Genomic DNA, 19,748 nt, shown 5'->3' on the forward strand with positions numbered 1-19,748 from the left:
TTTTCGTCTTGCGACGTCAAGAATCCATGTCACTTTGAGTGCCCACACAGATTGTCTGATAAATTGTTAAAGAGCAGTGCAACGCGGCTTTCGCTCACCGTTGCGAGGTCCCGTATAATACGTTTTCCTCATTCAGAGTCAAGCGTTTATTTTCGCTTTTCTCTGCCGGCGTTCATCTCTGAACCCCGCTAACCCGGCGGCCTGTAAGCCGTTGTTCCGTGTCAGTGGAGGCGCATTATAGGGAGTTATTCGCCAGTGACAAGAGTAAATTTAAAAAAAACTTCCAGTCGCGTTTTTTTTCACCAAAACTGACTTCAGCAAGCTACAAATTGTTCTATTTGATGTATTTGAAACCACAATCACACTCCAGATGGCATACTTACCAGCATGAATCATTAAGGAAAAAGAAATATGTCCTTAACTGCACAACAGCTGGCGGCACAAAAAAACCTCTCTTATGTGCTGGCAGAGAAACTGGCTCAGCGGATCCTGGCAGGAAAATATGCACCCGGGAGTATCTTGCCAGGGGAAATGGATCTCGGTGAGCAGTTTGGCGTAAGTCGCACAGCCGTACGTGAAGCCGTCAAAACACTCACGGCAAAAGGCATGGTCCTTCCGCGTCCACGCATCGGTACACGCGTCATGCCGCAAAGTAACTGGAACTTTCTCGATCAGGAATTACTGTCCTGGTGGATGACTGAAGATAACTTTCACCAGGTTGTCGAACATTTTCTGGTTATGCGCAGTAGTCTTGAGCCTCAGGCCTGTCTGCTTGCAGCAATCCTTGGCAACACTGAGCAAAAAGCGCAACTCAATATACTCATGGAAGAGATGACATTTCTGAAGCAGCATTTCAATCGCGAGCGCTGGATTGAAGTTGATATGGCATGGCATGAACATATCTACATGATGAGCGGAAATCCGTTTCTTACGTCTTTCGCATCTTTATTCCATTCGGTATACCGCACGTATTTTACCTCTATTACGCAAGATGAGGTGGTGAAGCTGGGTCTACACCAGGCCATCGTTGATGCGATTCAGGATAGTGACGGACAACAGGCACTGAGTGCGTGCCAGGCATTATTGAGCGCACCCAATCAGCAGCAGGTAAATAAATGACTGAAAGAAAAGCACGCAGCATGGCCGGTTTACCGTGGATTGCAGCCATGGCGTTCTTTATGCAGGCATTGGATGCCACCATCCTTAACACCGCACTCCCCGCCATTGCACAAAGCCTCAACCGTTCCCCACTGGCCATGCAGTCCGCTATCATTAGTTACACGCTTACTGTTGCAATGCTGATACCCGTCAGTGGCTGGCTGGCCGACCGTTTCGGCACTCGCCGGGTGTTTATGGTTGCGGTCACGCTCTTTACGCTGGGTTCATTCGCCTGTGCGTTGTCGACATCCCTCACGGAGCTTGTAATCTTTCGCGTACTGCAAGGGATTGGCGGCGCCATGATGATGCCGGTAGCGCGTCTGGCGTTACTTCGTGCCTATCCCCGCAGTGAACTGTTGCCTGTGCTTAACTTTGTCACCATGCCTGGACTGGTTGGCCCCATCCTTGGCCCGGTTCTTGGTGGTGTATTAGTGACATGGGCAAGCTGGCACTGGATATTCCTGATTAACATTCCGATTGGTGTAGCGGGTCTTTGCTATGCCCGGAAATATATGCCGAACTTCACGACGCCAAAACGTCGCTTTGATATGGGCGGTTTTTTCCTGTTTGGTCTGAGCCTGGTACTCTTCTCCAGCGGAATGGAATTATTTGGCGAGAAAATCGTGGCGACATGGATTGCGCTGTCCATCATCCTGAGCGGCATTCTGCTTTTATTGTTCTACATTCGTCACGCACGTCGCCATCCCGCCCCCCTGATTTCACTTTCCCTGTTTCGCACACGGACCTTCTCCGTCGGCATCGCCGGGAATATTGCCTCACGCCTCGGAACCGGATGTGTGCCCTTTTTGATGCCACTGATGCTACAAGTGGGGTTTGGTTATCCGGCCCTGATCGCAGGTTGCATGATGGCCCCGACCGCGGTGGGTTCAATCCTGGCAAAATCACTCGTGACGCAAGTCCTGCGCATGTTGGGTTATAGAAAGACGTTGGTTGGTATCACAATATTTATAGGCATCATGATTGCGCAGTTCTCACTTCAGTCTGCGGCTTTGCCGGTATGGATGTTGATTCTGCCACTCTTTATTTTAGGTATGGCGATGTCCACCCAGTTCACCTCGATGAATACCATCACGCTTGCGGATCTTTCCGACGAGAACGCCAGCAGTGGCAACAGCGTACTGGCTGTTACCCAACAGCTGTCGATCAGTTTAGGTGTTGCGGTAAGTGCAGCGGTGCTGCGCATTTATGAAGGTATTGAAGGAACCAACACAGTGGAACAGTTTCACTATACCTTTATAACGATGGGGGGGATTACCGTTGTCTCTGCTCTGGTCTTCATGCTGTTAAAGCCGAAAGATGGCCGGAACATGATTAAAGATCGCCACCCGTCGAAACAGACCCGCGTTCCATCAGAACAGGAGTAAGTTGTAAGCGCTGCTGTTGCAAGGCGGGTTGCGCCATTCGGTGAATCAACACGTCGATAGCCAACTCGCCCAGTTCATCTTTCGGTTGATGAATCGTTGTCAGCGGCGGCGTCATGTAACGCGCCAGTTCAATATCATCATAGCCAATGATGGCCATATCGTCCGGAACACGTAATCCCGCCTGGTACAACGCCTGATATGCCCCGAATGCCATCGCATCGTTGCCGATAAAGACCGCCTGTGGACGTAGCTCTTGCGCCAGAAGAGTCTGCATCGCCTCAAAGCCACCGTTAAATTCGAAATCACCCGTGATGCGATACCCATCAGGGATAGAAATCCCCGCCCGCTCCATCGCGGAAAGATACCCTTCAAGACGCAAACGCGCCGGTGTTTTATCCAGAGGCCCAGTAATGCAGGCAATTCGGGTATATCCCTTATCAATCAGATGTTGGGTTGCCATATCACCACCCAACAATGAGTTGTCCTGAATCAAATCGCTGGTTCCGTCAAAGGGCGCCCAGTCCATCATTACCGTTGGTACAGAGGGATAGCGCTGCATAATCTCTTTCGATGGCTGATGGGTTTCGGTGCAGAGCAGTAATAATCCATCAACGCGTTTTTGCATCAGCGTTTCCAGATTACGGTTCATGCGCTGTTCATCGCCCTCAGTGTTACACAGCACCAGACTATAACCGCGCTCAAAGCAACTGCGCTCTACGCCGCGAACCAGCTCAGAATAAAAAGGGTTAGTACTGGCGGTAATAAGCATACCAATGGTGCGCGTCTGGTTGAGCTTGAGGCTACGTGCCAGTGCAGACGGCGCATAGTTAAGATCTTTGACTGCAGCTTCAACTTTCTCCCGAATCGCCTCACTGACAAAGCGATCGTTATTAATGACGTGAGAGACTGTCGACGTAGAAACGCCCGCGACGCGGGCGACATCTTTCATTGTGGCCAAGCGTTACCCCTGCTGACTCAAGAATTCATCAATCTCTTTGCGCCACGGAACAGAAGGTTGAGCCCCTTTGCGCGTGACCGCTATTGCCGCGGCAGCATGTGCGAAACGGATTGCGCTATCTAAAGATGACCCTTCCAGCAACGCGGTAACCAGCGCCCCATTAAAGGTATCGCCTGCTGCAATGGTATCGATAGCTTTGACCTTAAAGCCAGGAACCCGGCGACCTTCGCCGTTTACACTTGCCCAGACACCACGACTACCGAGCGTGATGATTACCGTACTGATGCCTTTATTGTGCAACGCCTGAGCCGCATGTGCTGCGTCTTCGTCGTTTTCAACACGGATCCCCGTCAACTTTTCAGCTTCGGTTTCGTTAGGTGTGATGATGTCCACCAGCGCCAGTAATTCATCTGATAATACACGGGCAGGCGCGGGATTAAGTACGACAGTGGTATGATTTTCATGCGCTATTTTGGCTGCGGCAAGCACACTCTCGACAGGTGATTCCAGTTGCATCAGCAGAGCTTCAGCACTGGCAATCATGTCACGCTGCGCCTCTACACGTTCGAGAGTCAGCGCCGCATTGGCCCCGGCATGAATACCGATAACATTCTCACCTTCCGCGTTAACAAAAATCAGCGCTACCCCGGTAGATTCCCTTTCAACCACGCTTACCGGAGCGATATCAATATTGTCGCTTGCCAGCTGTTTACGTACTCGCTCACCGGTGTCGTCATCACCCGTACAGGCGATAAAAGCAATCTTTGCACCGCTGCGCCCGGCAGCTACGGCCTGGTTAGCGCCTTTGCCGCCGAAAGCGACCTGGTATTGATTGCCTGTGACGGTTTCACCCGGAGTGGGGAACGTTTCAAGGTTAAGAATGTGATCGGCATTGATGCTGCCAAGGACGACGAGGTTGCCTGCGGTTTTCATGTATGAGGTGTCCATCTGAGAGCGCCACCGGTGTTACCCGGTGGCGTATGCCACACTTTTCTTTTATATGGTGTCCCTCAGGCCGCAACTGGCGACCTGAATCGCCTATTACTGCTTGATGACCAGTTTCAGGTCAACTGGATATTTGGCCTGAACTTTTTCGCCCTTCAGCACTTTGTCTGCAGTCTGTACGCCTGTTGCGCCGATCTGCTCTGGCAACTGAGCGATGGTCGCAGCCAGTTTGCCATCATTTACTGCTTTTTCACCATCTGGAGTGCCATCAAATCCGACAACCATCACATCAGATTTACCGGCAGTCTGCAGCGCACGCAGTGCACCCAGCGCCATTTCATCGTTCTGTGCGAAAACAGCCTGCACGTCCGGATGCGCAGTCAGCAGGTTCTGCATTACGTTCAGACCTTTAGTACGGTCGAAATCTGCGGGTTGGCTGGCCAGAACATTAAACTTGTGTGCGGCAACAGCCTGCTGGAAACCTTCACCACGCTCACGCGCAGCAGACGTACCGGCAATCCCTTGCAGTTCGATAACTTTCGCACCTTCACCGGCTTTCTTCGCGATGTAATCACCCGCAATTTTGCCGCCCAGCACGTTATCTGACGCAATGTGGCTAACGACTTCACCTTTAGAAGCCTGACGGTCCAGGGTAATGACCGGAATTTTCGCCTGGTTAGCCATCTTAACGGCGTTACCCACGGCATCGGAATCAGTCGGGTTGATCAACAGAATTTTAGTGCCACGAACAGTTAAGTCCTGAACGTTAGCCAGCTCTTTCGCCGGGTTATTCTGAGAATCCAGCACAACCAGGTTGTAACCCAGCTTGTCCGCTTCTTTCTGTGCGCCATCCTTCAGGGAAACAAAGAATGGGTTGTTCAGCGTGGAGATGACCAGCGCGATGGTGTCTTTTGCCATTGCGTTAGCACTTACAGTTGCGCTCAGCGCGACAGCAGAAACCAGGGTAGCCAGTTTTTTCATGTTCATATCAGAGATGTCCTGTAGTGTCGTCAGTTACTGTTTTTTGTTGTCTACCAGTACCGCCAGCAAAATTACCACCGCTTTAACGATCATCTGGTAATAGGAGGAAACACCTAATAAATTCAAACCATTATTCAAGAAACCGAGAATCAGTGCGCCGATCAATGTCCCAACAATACGACCTTTACCACCCGCGAGACTCGTCCCACCCAGCACAACGGCTGCAATGGCATCCAGCTCATAACCCGTACCCGCTGTCGGCTGCGCAGAAGAGAGACGCGCTACTTCGATAATACCGGCAAGCGATGCCAGCAAACCGCACAGCGAATAGACGATAATTTTGACTTTATTGACGCTGATACCGGACAGACGTGTCGCCGCCTCGTTACCGCCCAGCGCATAGATATAACGACCCATACGCGTGTGGTGCAGCATGTACCAAGCTGCCAGGAAGACAATACCCATGATCCAGACTGGCGTCGGGATACCCAGTGGGCGACCGATACCGAACCAACCAAACAGATCGGCATTGTCCGTAAAGCCGGTATTCACCGGGCTTCCATTGGTGTACACCATCGTCACGCCACGCAGCAGCAGCATCATGACCAGCGTCGCAATGAATGCCTGTACACGACCTTTCGCCACGATCACCCCGGTAACAGCACCAATCGCCGCGCCAGCTACCAGTGCAGCTGCAACGGCCACCAGCGCGTTGACTTCAATCCCTACAATTGAAGCGGCAATCGCACCGGTGAGCGCCAGCAGGGAACCGACGGACAGATCGATACCCGAAGTCAAAATCACCAGCGTCATCCCAACCGCTATAATGGCGTTAACGGAGGTCTGCTGAAGAATGTTGAACAGGTTATTTACGGTAAAAAAGTTAGGGCTCATGGTGGAGACAATCGCGATCAGCACCAGCAGGGCAATCAGCGATTTTTGTTCCAATAGCCATGCCTTAGTGAAATAACGGCGACCAGAAACAGCCTGGGTAGTCATCTTCTTACTCCTGATTCACGCGATTAAGCTTGCCCACAGCGGCAGCCATCAGAACTTCCTGGGTGGCCTGCTCGCGAGTGAATTCACCGCCGAGATGCCCTTCATGCATAACGATAATACGATCGCTCATGCCTAATACTTCTGGCATCTCCGATGAGACCAGAATGATGCTCAGGCCGTCGGCCTTAAACTGATTTATAAGCTGATAAATCTCTTTCTTAGCACCCACATCAACACCGCGGGTTGGCTCATCAAGGATCAGCACTTTCGGGCGCGTCATCAGGCCACGAGCTATCGCCACTTTTTGCTGATTACCGCCAGACAACAGGCCAATCGCCTGATCCATCGATGGCGTTTTCACATTAAAGAGGCGAATAAAATCGCTTACCGCTTGCTGCTCATCTTTATGCTTCAGGCTACCGCCGTTATGGCTGAAGTAGCGTAGCGCGGTGAGAGACATGTTCTCTTTCACCGACATACCGAGCACTAAACCGTCACGTTTACGGTCTTCAGAAATATAGACGATGCCATTTGCCAGGCCATCTTGTGGAGAGCGAGTGACTACTTCATGACCATCGAGAGTGACATAACCACTGGTACGTGGCAGTGCGCCATACAGCACCTTCATCAACTCGGTACGGCCAGCCCCCATTAAGCCAGCGACCCCCAGGATTTCACCCTGACGCAGCGTAAAGGAGACATCATGCACACCAGGCCCGCAGAGATTATCGACCTTGAGACGGATGTCACCAGGCGCTTTATCGAGACGCGGATACTGATCTTCAAGTTTACGCCCCACCATCATTTCAATGAGGGAATCTTCGGTTAACGAGGCAACCTCACGCTCGGCAATAAACTGCCCATCACGGAACACGGTGACGTCGTCGCAGATTTCAAAGATCTCTTTCATACGGTGAGAGATATAGACAATCCCGCGCCCCTGCGATTTCAGCTCGCGGATAACACGGAACAAGGATTCGGTTTCGGTATCGGTAAGCGCGTCCGTCGGTTCATCCATAATGATGACCTTCGACTCAAAGCTGAGCACTTTGGCGATCTCGACCATTTGCTGATCGCCAATGGAGAGATCCCCCACCAGCCTGTCGCTCTTAAAGCGCAGATTCAGCTTCGACAGCAGCTTGTCTGCTTCGGCATACATCGTTTTCCAGTCGATTTTGCCAAATCGGTTTACGAACTCGCGTCCGAGGAAGATGTTTTCAGCAATGGTGAGCTGCGGGATCAGGTTCAGTTCCTGATGGATAATGCCGATACCCGCTTCCTGAGACGACTTGGGGCCGTTGAAGGTGGTTTCTTTACCCAACCATGACAAGGAACCCGCATCGCGTTGATAGATGCCGGTGAGCACTTTCATCATGGTGGATTTGCCCGCGCCGTTTTCACCTACCAGCGCCATGACTCGCCCGGAGTAGACATTTAACGCAGCACCGGAGAGCGCTTTTACGCCAGGGAACGACTTATCGATCCCTTTGAGTTGCAATAATGCGTCCATGATGGCCTCAGAACGTGACGCCAGCACAGAGAATGATATTCGCATACGGGGAACACTCCCCGCTGCGAATCACCGCCTGACTGTCTGCGGTTTGTTGTTTGAACTGTTCGTGCGTTGTGTAACGAATTTCTATGGTGTTTCCCTGGTGTTGTTGCAGTTGCTCAATATGGCTGAGCAACGTTTCGTGGAGTTGCGGATTATGTTGTTTAATCTCCGTAGCGAGAATGGCCGTCTCAACCTGCATCTCCGCGGTAACCACTTCCAGTACCTGCATAAACGACGGAACACCTTGCGTTAATGCCATATCAATACGGGTTGTGCTGCGCGGAACTGGCAAGCCTGCATCGCAAACCACCAGCGTATCGGTATGCCCAAGACGGGAAATAACCGATGAGATTTCAGAATTGAGTACTGTGCCTTTCTTCATTTTCTTGCTCCACTAGCGAAACGTTTCGCTGAAATCAGTTTAGTCTCAAGAGTGTTCATAAAACCATCACGACGTAACAGATTTGTGATCAACGTCGAAACGTTTCGCTAAGTGAAATATGAAGAGAGGGGAGGAATGTCAAACAGCAGAGGGAAGGCAACGGTCTTTGGACAAGACAGGCCGGGTATGCAAAGCGCTACCCGGCCTTTTTAGTGATTTAAATTTCGACTTGAGTACCCAGTTCAATCACACGGTTAGGTGGAATTTCAAACTGGTCTGGCGCACGTAGGGCATTGCGTTGCAGAATCAAATACAACTTGCCACGCAGACGCAGATACCATGGTCGTTTACCGATAATCAGCGACTCATGCGACATAAAGAACGAAGTCTCCATCATACGGCAGCTTAAGCCTTCAAGACCACAACGGTGGAACACCTCTTCCACATTTGGCGTTTCGCGCCAACCGTAGCTGGCCACCACGCGCCAGAACGTCGGCGATAGCTGTTCAATCTGCACACGGCGTACGTTGTGCACATACGGCGCATCTTCAGTACGCAACGTCAGCAGAATGACGCGCTCATGCAGCACTTTGTTGTGTTTGAGGTTATGCATTAGCGCAAAGGGAATCACGTTCAACGCACGGGACATATATACCGCCGTGCCTGGCACTCGAACCGGCGGAGATTTCTCCAGAGACGCAATCATCGCTTCCAGAGAGTTACCGTGCTCATGCATACGGCGCAACAGCCGGAAACGCTCGCTCTTCCACGTCGTCATGACAATGAACATGACCAGTCCCAGCGTCAGCGGTAACCAGCCACCCGAGACGATCTTATCGAGGTTAGCAGAGAACAGAGGAACATCGATGCACAGGAAGCCCACCAGAATCATCGCTACAAGGAATTTATTCCAGTGCCAGTTTCGGTACGCCACTGTGGTGGAAAGAATAGACGTCAGTACCATGGTTCCCGTCACGGCAATACCGTATGCCGCAGCCAGGTTACTGGAGTGTTCAAAGCTGACAATCACAATCACCACGGCAAAATAGAGCAACCAGTTAATGAAAGGAATGTAGATCTGACCCGACTCCATTTCAGAGGTATGGATAATCCTCATTGGAGAGAGATAGCCCAGACGAACAGCCTGACGCGTCAGTGAGAAGACACCGGAAATCACCGCCTGAGATGCAATGACCGTCGCCAGAGTGGCGAGGATCAACATCGGAACCAAGGCCCAGTCGGGCGCCAGCAGGAAGAAGGGGTTTTTAATGGCCTCCGGATGTTTAAGCAACAACGCCCCCTGACCAAAGTAGTTCAGCACCAGCGAGGGCAGAACCACCGAAAACCAGGCCACGCGGATCGGCAGCTTACCAAAGTGCCCCATGTCCGCATACAGCGCTTCAACACCCGTGATAGAAAGCACCACTGCACCCAGTGCCACAAACGAAACTACTTTATATTCCAGGAAGAAATTCACCGCCCAGAGAGGATTCAGCGCATGCAACACTTCAGGGTTGGCAATAATACTGCGTAAACCCAGAGCAGCCAGGATCAGGAACCAGGCCAGCATGATCGGCGCGAACAGCTTACCCACCAGCCCTGTGCCATGTTTCTGAATTGCAAACAGCAGTGTCAGAACAATGATAGCGAGCGGCACAACCCAGGTATCGAGCTGCGGCGCAATAATCTCAAGCCCTTCTATTGCCGACAGAACCGAAATGGCAGGCGTAATCACGACTTCCCCATAGAAGAAGCTGCCGCCAATCAGGCCGATGATAACCAGGACCGACGTCATTCTGGCTGAGGTATTCCGCCCAGCAAGCGACATCAGCGTCAGAATACCGCCTTCACCGGCGTTATCCGCACGCATAACAAAAGATAAATATTTAACTGAAACAACAAGGATCAGCAGCCAGAAAATGAGTGACAAAAAGCCAAAAACGGCATCTCGTTCAACTCCAAAACCAAACTGACCGGACAGACATTCACGAAGCGTATAAAGCGGGCTGGTGCCGATATCACCGTAGACAACCCCGATAGCCGCAAGCGTTATTGCGGGTAATGATTGCTTATTATCAGTGCTCATAGACTAGTCTTTTCGTTTGTATAACAAATGTGTGCTTAGTCCCTTGGCCCACAAAAAGCGCACAGTATGCACGATTAATTGCAAAATCGTACCCCTAAATGCAACCACGTTAATGTAGCGCAAAGAAAATAGCGCCGCACTTCAGTCTATTACCAGCCCTGACCGAAACGTCTATACTCGCTTCAATTGGCCGCCACAACGGCGAAAGGATGCAAAACTATTATGGCTCACTCACATTTATTAGCAGAAAGAATTTCCCGCCTCAGCAGTGCGCTGGAAAAAGGCCTTTTCGAGCGTAGCCACGCGATCCGCCTGTGTTTGCTGGCGGCGTTAAGCGGCGAAAGCGTCTTTTTGCTCGGTCCTCCGGGTATTGCGAAAAGTCTGATTGCCCGTCGGCTTAAATTTGCCTTCCAGAACGCACGTGCGTTCGAATACCTGATGACCCGATTCTCGACACCTGAGGAGGTATTTGGCCCCCTCTCCATCCAGGCACTAAAAGATGAAGGGCGTTATCAGCGTCTGACGGAAGGCTATCTTCCTGAAGCTGAAATAGTCTTCCTCGATGAAATCTGGAAAGCAGGTCCTGCGATCCTGAATACCCTGCTGACCGCAATAAACGAACGGCGATTCCGAAATGGCGCATACGAAGAAAAAATCCCGATGCGTTTGCTGGTGGCAGCGTCGAATGAACTCCCGGAAGCTGACAGCAGCCTTGAAGCGCTGTATGACCGAATGTTGATACGCCTGTGGCTGGATAAAGTGCAGGATAAATCGAACTTCCGTTCCATGCTGATAAGCCAACAGGATGAGAATGAAAATCCGGTATCGGCTTCACTTCAGGTGACTGACGAAGAGTATCACCAGTGGCAGAAGGATATCGGGAAGATCGCACTCCCGGATGCCGTCTTTGAGCTCATTTTCATGCTGCGCCAGCAACTTGATTTGCTACCCTCAGCACCGTATGTCTCTGATCGTCGCTGGAAAAAAGCGATTCGCCTGTTGCAGGCAAGTGCCCTGTTTAGTGGCCGCGAAGCCGTCGCCCCTATCGACCTGATCCTGCTGAAAGATTGCCTGTGGCATGACGCAGAGGGCATGAATCTGATGCAACAACAGCTTGAAATATTGATGACCGGACACGCCTGGGGACAGCAATCGATGCTCAATCAACTCGGCGCAATTGTGCAGAGACGCATCCAGCTCCAGCAACAACAAAGTGATAAAACCGCGCTGAAAGTTAACCGCCTCGGCAGCATGTTTGCCCGTAAACCACACTACGAACTGCCCATTGAATTGACAAATGCTTCACTGACGCTGTTGCTTCAGCAGCCTCTGAAGCTCCACGATATGCAGGTGGTTCACATCACCATTGAGCGCGATGCTCTGACGCTGTGGCTCGACAAAGGTGGTGAGATCCGCGGCAAACTCAACGGTATTGGCTTTGCGCAACCCCTCAATCTGGAGGTCGATAGCAGCCAGCATCTGGTGATCCGCGATGTCAGTTTGCAAGGATCGCGTCTTGCGCTTCCGGGAACGGCGTCTGATAACGTGCCTGACGAGATAAAACAACAGCTTGAAGCCCTGGATACCGAATGGCATCAGCAACATACACGCTTCAGCGAACAGCAAAAATGCCTCTTTATCCACAGTGACTGGTTAGGTCGCATCGAAGCCAGCCTGCAGGATGTCAGCGCACAGATCAAACAGGCGCGTCAATGCTAACGCTGGATACGCTCAATATGATGCTGGCGGTCAGCGAGGAAGGTTTGATCGAGGAGGTTGTCATTACGTTGCTGGCTTCGCCGCAGCTGGCCGCTTTCTTTGAAAAGTTTCCAAAACTCAAAAAAGCGATGACCGACGATCTCCCCCGCTGGCGGGATAACTTGCGACAACGTTTCAAAGAAACCGAAGTCCCTGCGGAACTGACAGAAGAAGTTGCCAGCTATCAGCAGTGCCAGCGGCTTTCAACGCCGCAGTTTATCGTCCAGTTACCGCAGACACTGGCGCTTCTCGACAAAGTACATTCCCCGTTTTCCAGCCAGGCCAGGGCGTTGGTGACAGACAACGCCACCTTTACATCGGCTCTGCATACACTGTTTTTGCAGCGCTGGCGGCTCAGTCTGGTGGTTCAGGCAACGACCCTTAACCAGCAACTTCTGGATGAAGAGCGTGAGCAGTTGCTCAGCGAAGTTCAGGAACGTATGACGCTGAGCGGCCAGCTTGAGCAGGTGCTGGTGGAAAATGAAAACGCCGCCGGTCGCCTCTGGGATATGAGTGCCGGACAGTTACGGCGTGGTGATTATCAGTTGATCGTCAAATACGGAGATTTCCTGGCACAGCAACCAGAATTGATGAAACTGGCTGAGCAGCTTGGTCGCTCCAGAGAGGCAAAATCGGTTCCAAAGAAAGACGCGCCGATGGAAACCTTCCGTACCCTGGTGCGTGAACCTGCCACCGTGCCAGAACAGGTCGATGGCTTGCAGCAAAGCGATGATATTTTGCGCCTCCTGCCAACAGAGCTCAGTACGCTGGGGATGACTGAACTGGAATATGAGTTTTACCGCAGGCTGGTGGAGAAGCAACTGCTGACCTACAGGCTGCACGGTGAAGCCTGGCGCGAGAAAATCAGCCAACGGCCTGTTGTGCATCAGGATTTTGATGAACAACCGCGCGGCCCCTTTATCGTCTGTGTTGATACATCGGGATCAATGGGCGGTTTTAACGAGCAGTGCGCCAAAGCATTCTGTCTGGCCCTGATGCGCGTGGCACTCGCCGACAGACGACGCTGCTTCATTATGCTGTTCTCCAGCGAAGTCGTAGGGTATGAACTGACGGGACTACAGGGTATTGAGCAAGCAATCCGCTTTTTAAGCCAGCGCTTTCGCGGTGGGACCGATCTGGCCAGCTGTTTTCGTAGCATTGTCGAACGTATGCAAGGCGGAGACTGGTACGACGCAGATGCGGTCGTGATTTCTGATTTTATTGCCCAGCGACTGCCAGACGAGGTGGTCAGTAAGGTTCAGGAGCTACAGCGAATACATCATCATCGTTTTCATGCCGTAGCCATGTCAACACATGGAAAACCCGGCATCATGCGCATTTTCGATCACATCTGGCGCTTTGATACCGGGTTACGTAGCCGCCTGCTTAGACGCTGGCAACGGTAATTAAAGAAGAGAACTGACGCTTTCGCGCACCTGCTGCGGCCATACGCCACACTGAACCTGACCAATATGCGGCAGTTGCAGCAGTAACATCGTCAGACGAGACTGACCAATCCCACCGCCAATCGTCTGAGGCATTTCACCGCGCAGCAACGCCTGATGCCACTCCAGCTGCAAACGGTCGTCATCGCCGGTCAGTGCCAGTTGACGTTTCAGGGCTTCAGCATCAACACGGATCCCCATTGAAGAAAGCTCAAATGCATCTTCAAGTACCGGGTTCCAGACCAGAATGTCTCCGTTCAGACCAGCTAATTCCCTCTCACCCGCTGTACTCCAGTCGTCGTAATCCGGCGCACGGACATCGTGACGTTTACCGTCCGACAACTTGCCACCGATTCCCATCAGGAATACAGCACCCAGCTCTTTCGCAATGGCGCGTTCGCGACCTTTGGCATCCAGATCCGGGAAGCGGCTCAACAAATCCTGACTATGAACAAAATGGATCGTTTCCGGCAAAAACGGGGTTAGCCCAAACTCTTTACTCACTGCGGTTTCGGTGGCTTTGATCCCGGCGTAGATCGCTTCAACGGTTGATTTCAGCGTGCCGACATGGCGTTCCCCATCGCCCATGACGCGTTCCCAGTCCCACTGGTCAACATAGACAGAGTGAATGGGGGAAAGGCGATCTTCATCGGGGCGAAGGGCTTTCATGTGCGTGTAGAGCCCTTCGCCCGCGCTGAAGTCGTGTTGTCCCAGTGTCTGACGCTTCCATTTAGCCAGTGAATGAACAACTTCAAACTGAGCATCTGGCAGCGTTTTCACCTTTACCTGTACCGCTTTTTCGCATCCAGAAAGGTTATCCTGCGTCCCATCACCTACCCGGCTTAAGATCGGAGCCTGAACTTCAATAAGACCAAGCTTATCTTCCAGCTGACGAGAAAAATGGGATTTAACGAAACTGATCTGGCGTTGTTTTGCGATATAAGCGGTTTTCATTTTTATACTCCTGCGTCCTGTTGATATTGATTAAGCAACAAAAACGGCACTGAATTCAATAATCAAACAACAAAAAGCCACCTTCACTTTTGAATCATCAAAATATGGCGCTAAAATAGAGAACTTCATCAATCATCATAAGAAAAACCTATGGAAAATTATCAGATCGACAATCTGGACCGGGGCATTCTTGAAGCGCTCATGGCAAATGCCCGCACGGCGTATGCCGAACTGGCAAAGCAATTTGGCGTAAGCCCTGGGACAATTCACGTTCGTGTGGAGAAAATGAAACAAGCGGGGATTATTACCGGTGCACGAATTGATGTCAGTCCAAAGCATCTGGGCTACGACGTTTGCTGTTTTATTGGCATCATTCTAAAAAGCGCCAAAGACTATCCTTCTGCTCTGGCTAAGCTAAATGCGCTGGATGAGGTGACGGAAGCCTATTACACCACCGGACACTACAGCATCTTTATAAAGGTGATGTGTCGATCCATCGACGCGCTTCAACAGGTACTTATCAACAAGATCCAAACAATTGATGAAATACAATCCACCGAGACCCTGATCTCACTGCAAAACCCGATCATGCGTACCATTCGCCCGTGATCGGGCATTTTAATTCCCACATTTTCCACAGGTAGATCCCAGCTCATTCACAGCGTACAATAATCGCCTCTTTATATGAGCGAGCGATCAATGGCAGACATTACTCTCATCAGTGGCAGCACTCTTGGCGGCGCAGAATACGTCGCAGAACATCTGGCCGAGAAACTGGAAGATGCGGGTTTTTCCGCAGAGACCTTGCACGGGCCATTACTGGAAGATCTTCCGACTGATGGGATCTGGCTGCTGATCACGTCTACACACGGTGCTGGCGACATTCCTGATAATCTGCAACCGTTTTACGACGAACTGCTGGAACAACAGCCCAACCTGGCAAACGTACGCTTTGGTGCTATCGGAATCGGCAGTCGTGAATATGACACCTTCTGCGGTGCTGTAGATAAAGTAGAAGAAGCAATGAAGTCATGTGGAGCAAAACAACTCGGCGAAACGCTGAAGATCAACATCCTCGATCATGACATTCCAGAGGATCCAGCAGAAGAATGGCTGGACGAATGGAAAAATTTACTCAAAAACGATTAAAGATCGCGCAAACAGATGTGGATAACTCTGGTTAAAAGCTCGTATTAACCCGTAGTTATCCAAAGAACAACTCTGACACTGTTTTAGCCCTGTGCATAAAGTGCCGTTTTGATCCCAGCTTATACTGCCCAGGATCACCGATCACTCACAGCAAACGATCCTTTCTAACCGTATGATCTTATTTATGAGATCGGACTTATCCACAAAGGTCTGCGATCCTAATAAGAGATCACAATAGAACAGATCTCTAAATAAAGAGATCTTCTTTTTAATAGCCCAGGATCCCGATGCTTCCTCGAAAGACGAAAGTTGAGTAGAATCCACAGCCCGGGCATCAATCCATTTTCTTACCGCTTTACGCGAGGCAGATCACCATGTTTTATCAGGATCCTTTTGACGTCATCATCATTGGCGGGGGTCATGCAGGCACTGAGGCCGCAATGGCCGCAGCGCGTATGGGTCAACAGACCCTGCTTTTGACACACAATATCGACACGCTGGGACAAATGTCCTGTAATCCGGCGATTGGCGGCATTGGGAAAGGACACCTGGTAAAAGAAGTGGATGCACTTGGCGGGCTGATGGCGAAAGCGATCGATCAGGCGGGTATTCAGTTTAGGATACTAAACGCAAGTAAAGGCCCCGCAGTTCGGGCTACCAGGGCACAAGCTGACCGTGTGCTTTATCGGCAGGCTGTTCGTACCGCTCTGGAGAATCAACCCAATTTGATGATCTTCCAGCAAGCGGTGGAAGATCTGATCGTCGAGAACGATCGCGTCGTTGGTGCAGTAACCCAGATGGGTCTTAAATTCCGCGCTAAAGCTGTTGTACTCACCGTAGGCACATTCCTGGATGGTAAAATTCACATCGGTCTGGATAACTACAGCGGTGGTCGCGCTGGTGATCCGCCATCCATTCCGCTCTCTCGTCGTTTACGTGAACTGCCATTGCGCGTTAGTCGACTGAAAACCGGCACACCACCACGCATTGATGCGCGTACTATCGATTTTAGTGTGCTGGCACAACAGCACGGCGACAACCCGATGCCGGTATTCTCGTTCATGGGAAATGTTGCGCAACATCCGCAGCAAGTACCGTGCTATATCACGCACACCAACGAGAAAACCCACGACGTAATTCGTAATAACCTCGATCGTAGCCCGATGTATGCTGGCGTGATCGAAGGGATCGGGCCACGTTATTGTCCATCGATCGAAGACAAAGTGATGCGCTTTGCCGATCGTAACCAGCATCAGATCTTCCTGGAACCGGAAGGACTGACCTCTAACGAAATTTACCCGAATGGCATCTCCACCAGCCTGCCATTCGATGTACAGATGCAAATTGTTCGCTCAATGCAAGGCATGGAGAACGCAAAAATTGTTCGTCCTGGCTACGCTATTGAATATGATTTCTTCGACCCACGAGATCTGAAGCCGACCCTGGAAAGCAAATTTATCCACGGGCTGTTCTTTGCTGGTCAAATTAACGGTACTACCGGTTACGAAGAAGCTGCTGCGCAGGGCCTGCTTGCAGGGCTCAATGCTGCGCGCTTCTCTGCCGAGAAAGAGGGTTGGGCGCCAGGCCGTTCTCAGGCCTATCTGGGTGTACTGGTCGATGATTTGTGCACTCTGGGAACAAAAGAGCCGTACCGTATGTTCACTTCTCGTGCCGAATACCGGCTGATGCTACGTGAAGACAACGCGGATCTCCGCCTGACTGAAATGGGGCGCGAGCTGGGTCTGGTGGATGATGAACGTTGGGCGCGCTTCAACCAGAAACTGGAGTCCATTGAAACAGAGCGCCAGCGTCTGAAATCAACCTGGGTCAACCCGTTAGCTGAATCTGCTGCTGAAGTGAACGCTCACTTAACTGCGCCATTGTCGCGTGAAGCCAGCGGTGAAGATCTGCTTCGCCGCCCTGAAATGACGTATGAACATTTAGTTCAGTTGGCGCCATTTGCGCCAGGTCTTGATGATACTGAAGCCGCTGAGCAGGTTGAAATTCAGGTTAAGTACGAAGGCTACATTGCTCGTCAGCAAGATGAGATCGAAAAACAGCAGCGAAACGAAAATACGCTGCTGCCAGAAATGCTGGACTATCGTCAGGTTACTGGGCTTTCTAACGAAGTGATCGCGAAGTTAAACGATCACAAACCTGTGTCGATTGGCCAGGCATCACGCATCTCCGGCGTTACACCTGCCGCCATTTCCATTTTGCTGGTATGGCTTAAAAAGCAAGGTATGCTGCGCCGTAGCGCCTAATATCTCGTGTTTTCGGCGAGTGACGCTCAGCGATCTCACCCTACAATTTCATAGGCCCGGTAAGTGTTAGCACCACCGGGCAAATTATGTCTAAACAGGTATTCACCGTGCTCAATAAACTTTCTCGTCTGCTCGATGAAGCAGGTATTTCGCTCACCGATCACCAGAAAACGCAATTGGTGGCCTATGTCGATATGCTGAACAAATGGAATAAAGCGTACAACCTGACGTCCGTACGTGACCCCAACGAGATGCTGATTCGCCATATTCTCGATAGCATCGTGGTTGCCCCTTATCTTAATGGTCAGCGCTTTATCGATGTCGGCACAGGTCCTGGCCTGCCGGGTATCCCGTTGTCTATTGTTCGTCCCGAGAGCCATTTCACACTGCTCGATAGCCTGGGGAAACGTGTTCGCTTTTTGCGTCAGGTTCAGCATGAGCTGAAACTTGAGAATATTACGCCAGTGCAAAGCAGAGTAGAGGTGTTTCCGGCAGAGCCACCATTCGACGGTGTCATCAGCCGCGCTTTTGCATCTCTTACCGATATGGTGAGCTGGTGTAAGCATTTACCAGCAGATAATGGCCGCTTTTATGCGTTGAAAGGGCAGGTTCCTGGCGAGGAAATTGATCAGCTTCCAGGCGGTTTTACTGTCGAATCTGTTGAGAAATTACATATTCCTAAGCTCGACGGTGAGCGCCATCTGGTGATTATTAAGCCAAACAATTTTTAAATATTTAATAAAAAATGTGGAATTCGTGCTGTTCTTATTGTGTTAAAAATCAGCATCGGGATAAGTAGTTTACCGAGGTTATTTTAACCATATTGTTACCGCGGGTTTTCTTGGGATTAACCTTGATTCCACTGTTACCCAAGACGATAGTCAACTGCGAAAATATCAGCCTGCTAAAAGTGGGGCGCGGTAACAAGATGGGAATGTTAAATTTTTATTAAGAATGTCAATAAAAGGTTTTTGTTGTATACAGGGCTGTTTTGAAAATAGTTACTATAATTTATCTTTAATATCATAAAGATGAAATAAACCGATTTACTGCTTTGATAAATACAACCTTATCGTAAATGTGTATTTTGTGATCTCGTGCACGCTTTATAGTCAACGTTTCCGCGCTGTTTGCAGTTTTACTGGAAGGTCGGCACTTTAGCGAAAAGTTAAAAAATAGCGGTGGGGAAAAATATTTAAACATTTATTCACCTTTTCGCTACTTAATGTTTGAAATCACGGGGGCGCACCGTATAATTTGTCCGCTTTTTGATGCTTGACTCCGAGCCTTAAAGGACGTTTTATACGACACGCGACATACCTCGAAGGGAGCAGGAGTAAAAACGTGATGTCTGTGTCGCTCTTGAGTCGAAACGTTGCTCGTAAGCTTCTGTTCATTCAGTTTCTGGCGGTGATAGCAAGTGGATTGCTGTTCTGCCTCAAAAACCCCTTCTGGGGCGTTTCCGCAGTGTGCGGAGGTTTGGCGGTTATGTTGCCAAACACGTTGTTTATGATTTTTGCCTGGCGTCATCAGGCGCATACACCAGCCAAAGGCCGCGTGGCCTGGTCCTTCGCCCTCGGCGAAGTGTGTAAGGTGTTGCTAACCTTTGCCCTCCTGGTGGTGGCGCTGGCCGTTTTTAACGTGGTATTTTTGCCACTGATAGCAACATGGGTTTTGGTGCTGGTGGTACAAGTTCTGGCTCCAGCTGTAATCAACAACAAAGGGTAAA

The 19,748-nt window shown here is 50.7% G+C and carries 17 protein-coding genes; 9 read left to right on the forward strand and 8 right to left on the reverse strand.

The features are described 5' to 3' along the window. The first annotated feature begins 411 nt into the window (after positions 1-411). Both GF617_RS13280 and mdtD read left to right on the forward strand, forming a co-directional pair. Positions 412-1,119 carry a FadR/GntR family transcriptional regulator gene (locus tag GF617_RS13280; RefSeq protein ID WP_203451819.1) on the forward strand — a complete coding sequence of 236 codons (708 nt, stop codon included), beginning with the start codon at positions 412-414 and terminating at the stop codon, positions 1,117-1,119. Next, positions 1,116-2,543: a multidrug transporter subunit MdtD gene (gene mdtD / locus GF617_RS13285; RefSeq protein WP_203451820.1), complete on the forward strand. Its 1,428-nt coding sequence runs from the start codon at positions 1,116-1,118 to the stop codon at positions 2,541-2,543. Before GF617_RS13280 ends, mdtD begins: the two co-directional genes overlap by 4 nt. Here mdtD and rbsR read toward each other — a convergent pair. From rbsR to kup, 7 genes are all read right to left on the reverse strand, one after another. Then, positions 2,491-3,501: a ribose operon transcriptional repressor RbsR gene (rbsR, locus tag GF617_RS13290; protein ID WP_181621573.1), complete on the reverse strand. Its 1,011-nt coding sequence runs from the start codon at positions 3,499-3,501 to the stop codon at positions 2,491-2,493. The two genes, mdtD and rbsR, sit on opposite strands and share 53 nt — an antisense overlap. A gap of 3 nt (positions 3,502-3,504) precedes the next feature. Continuing rightward, complete coding sequence (gene rbsK / locus GF617_RS13295) at positions 3,505-4,434, reverse strand: ribokinase (protein ID WP_181623861.1); 930 nt, start codon at positions 4,432-4,434, stop codon at positions 3,505-3,507. Between the two features lie 108 nt (positions 4,435-4,542). Then, positions 4,543-5,433, reverse strand: coding sequence for a ribose ABC transporter substrate-binding protein RbsB (gene rbsB, locus GF617_RS13300; RefSeq protein ID WP_014072425.1), 891 nt, complete (start codon positions 5,431-5,433; stop codon positions 4,543-4,545). Positions 5,434-5,460: 27 nt separating this feature from the next. Next, positions 5,461-6,426, reverse strand: coding sequence for a ribose ABC transporter permease (rbsC, locus tag GF617_RS13305; RefSeq protein WP_203451821.1), 966 nt, complete (start codon positions 6,424-6,426; stop codon positions 5,461-5,463). 4 nt (positions 6,427-6,430) lie between these two features. After that, entirely contained in the window at positions 6,431-7,936 is a 1,506-nt protein-coding gene (gene rbsA, locus GF617_RS13310) for a ribose ABC transporter ATP-binding protein RbsA (protein WP_181623862.1), read from the reverse strand. Positions 7,937-7,943: 7 nt separating this feature from the next. Beyond that, positions 7,944-8,363, reverse strand: a complete 420-nt coding sequence (gene rbsD, locus GF617_RS13315; RefSeq protein ID WP_181621576.1) for a D-ribose pyranase — start codon at positions 8,361-8,363, stop codon at positions 7,944-7,946. Positions 8,364-8,580: 217 nt separating this feature from the next. Continuing rightward, the gene (kup, locus tag GF617_RS13320; protein WP_181621578.1) at positions 8,581-10,449 is read right to left on the reverse strand and encodes a low affinity potassium transporter Kup; all 1,869 of its coding nucleotides are present in this window, start codon (positions 10,447-10,449) and stop codon (positions 8,581-8,583) included. Between the two features lie 222 nt (positions 10,450-10,671). Between kup and ravA the strand changes: the two genes are divergently transcribed. After that, positions 10,672-12,168 carry an ATPase RavA gene (ravA, locus tag GF617_RS13325; protein WP_181621579.1) on the forward strand — a complete coding sequence of 499 codons (1,497 nt, stop codon included), beginning with the start codon at positions 10,672-10,674 and terminating at the stop codon, positions 12,166-12,168. After that, the gene (viaA, locus tag GF617_RS13330) at positions 12,162-13,613 is read left to right on the forward strand and encodes an ATPase RavA stimulator ViaA (RefSeq protein WP_203451822.1); all 1,452 of its coding nucleotides are present in this window, start codon (positions 12,162-12,164) and stop codon (positions 13,611-13,613) included. The genes ravA and viaA overlap by 7 nt, the downstream gene beginning before the upstream one ends. Here viaA and asnA read toward each other — a convergent pair whose 3' ends face one another. Continuing rightward, a complete protein-coding gene (asnA, locus tag GF617_RS13335; RefSeq protein ID WP_181621581.1) occupies positions 13,614-14,606 on the reverse strand; it encodes an aspartate--ammonia ligase in 993 nt (330 codons plus the stop codon). Between the two features lie 150 nt (positions 14,607-14,756). Here asnA and asnC point away from each other — a divergent pair, with 150 nt between their 5' ends. The 5 genes from asnC (at position 14,757) to atpI (ending at position 19,747) form a co-directional block, all read left to right on the forward strand. Beyond that, positions 14,757-15,215 (forward strand): transcriptional regulator AsnC, encoded by a 459-nt coding sequence (gene asnC, locus GF617_RS13340; RefSeq protein WP_023333916.1) that lies wholly within the window; start codon positions 14,757-14,759, stop codon positions 15,213-15,215. 90 nt (positions 15,216-15,305) lie between these two features. After that, the gene (gene mioC, locus GF617_RS13345) at positions 15,306-15,755 is read left to right on the forward strand and encodes an FMN-binding protein MioC (protein WP_181621582.1); all 450 of its coding nucleotides are present in this window, start codon (positions 15,306-15,308) and stop codon (positions 15,753-15,755) included. A 374-nt stretch (positions 15,756-16,129) separates the two neighbouring features. Next, positions 16,130-18,019: a tRNA uridine-5-carboxymethylaminomethyl(34) synthesis enzyme MnmG gene (gene mnmG / locus GF617_RS13350; RefSeq protein WP_203451823.1), complete on the forward strand. Its 1,890-nt coding sequence runs from the start codon at positions 16,130-16,132 to the stop codon at positions 18,017-18,019. Positions 18,020-18,126: 107 nt separating this feature from the next. Further along, complete coding sequence (gene rsmG / locus GF617_RS13355) at positions 18,127-18,750, forward strand: 16S rRNA (guanine(527)-N(7))-methyltransferase RsmG (RefSeq protein WP_181623863.1); 624 nt, start codon at positions 18,127-18,129, stop codon at positions 18,748-18,750. Positions 18,751-19,366: 616 nt separating this feature from the next. After that, positions 19,367-19,747 carry a F0F1 ATP synthase subunit I gene (gene atpI / locus GF617_RS13360; RefSeq protein ID WP_203451824.1) on the forward strand — a complete coding sequence of 127 codons (381 nt, stop codon included), beginning with the start codon at positions 19,367-19,369 and terminating at the stop codon, positions 19,745-19,747. Position 19,748: the final 1 nt, after the last annotated feature.

It is taken from the genome of Lelliottia sp. RWM.1 (genome assembly GCF_016859735.1).
Lineage (GTDB): Bacteria > Pseudomonadota > Gammaproteobacteria > Enterobacterales > Enterobacteriaceae > Enterobacter.

What these genes read in the sequence shown, in the direction of transcription:
- GF617_RS13280 (WP_203451819.1), top strand. Translation starts at nt 412, where the DNA reads ATGTCCTTAACTGCACAACAGCTGGCGGCACAAAAAAACCTCTCTTAT.
- mdtD (WP_203451820.1), top strand. Translation starts at nt 1,116, where the DNA reads ATGACTGAAAGAAAAGCACGCAGCATGGCCGGTTTACCGTGGATTGCA.
- rbsK (WP_181623861.1), bottom strand. Translation starts at nt 4,434, where the DNA reads ATGAAAACCGCAGGCAACCTCGTCGTCCTTGGCAGCATCAATGCCGAT.
- rbsB (WP_014072425.1), bottom strand. Translation starts at nt 5,433, where the DNA reads ATGAACATGAAAAAACTGGCTACCCTGGTTTCTGCTGTCGCGCTGAGC.
- rbsC (WP_203451821.1), bottom strand. Translation starts at nt 6,426, where the DNA reads ATGACTACCCAGGCTGTTTCTGGTCGCCGTTATTTCACTAAGGCATGG.
- rbsA (WP_181623862.1), bottom strand. Translation starts at nt 7,936, where the DNA reads ATGGACGCATTATTGCAACTCAAAGGGATCGATAAGTCGTTCCCTGGC.
- rbsD (WP_181621576.1), bottom strand. Translation starts at nt 8,363, where the DNA reads ATGAAGAAAGGCACAGTACTCAATTCTGAAATCTCATCGGTTATTTCC.
- kup (WP_181621578.1), bottom strand. Translation starts at nt 10,449, where the DNA reads ATGAGCACTGATAATAAGCAATCATTACCCGCAATAACGCTTGCGGCT.
- ravA (WP_181621579.1), top strand. Translation starts at nt 10,672, where the DNA reads ATGGCTCACTCACATTTATTAGCAGAAAGAATTTCCCGCCTCAGCAGT.
- viaA (WP_203451822.1), top strand. Translation starts at nt 12,162, where the DNA reads ATGCTAACGCTGGATACGCTCAATATGATGCTGGCGGTCAGCGAGGAA.
- asnA (WP_181621581.1), bottom strand. Translation starts at nt 14,606, where the DNA reads ATGAAAACCGCTTATATCGCAAAACAACGCCAGATCAGTTTCGTTAAA.
- asnC (WP_023333916.1), top strand. Translation starts at nt 14,757, where the DNA reads ATGGAAAATTATCAGATCGACAATCTGGACCGGGGCATTCTTGAAGCG.
- mioC (WP_181621582.1), top strand. Translation starts at nt 15,306, where the DNA reads ATGGCAGACATTACTCTCATCAGTGGCAGCACTCTTGGCGGCGCAGAA.
- mnmG (WP_203451823.1), top strand. Translation starts at nt 16,130, where the DNA reads ATGTTTTATCAGGATCCTTTTGACGTCATCATCATTGGCGGGGGTCAT.
- atpI (WP_203451824.1), top strand. Translation starts at nt 19,367, where the DNA reads ATGTCTGTGTCGCTCTTGAGTCGAAACGTTGCTCGTAAGCTTCTGTTC.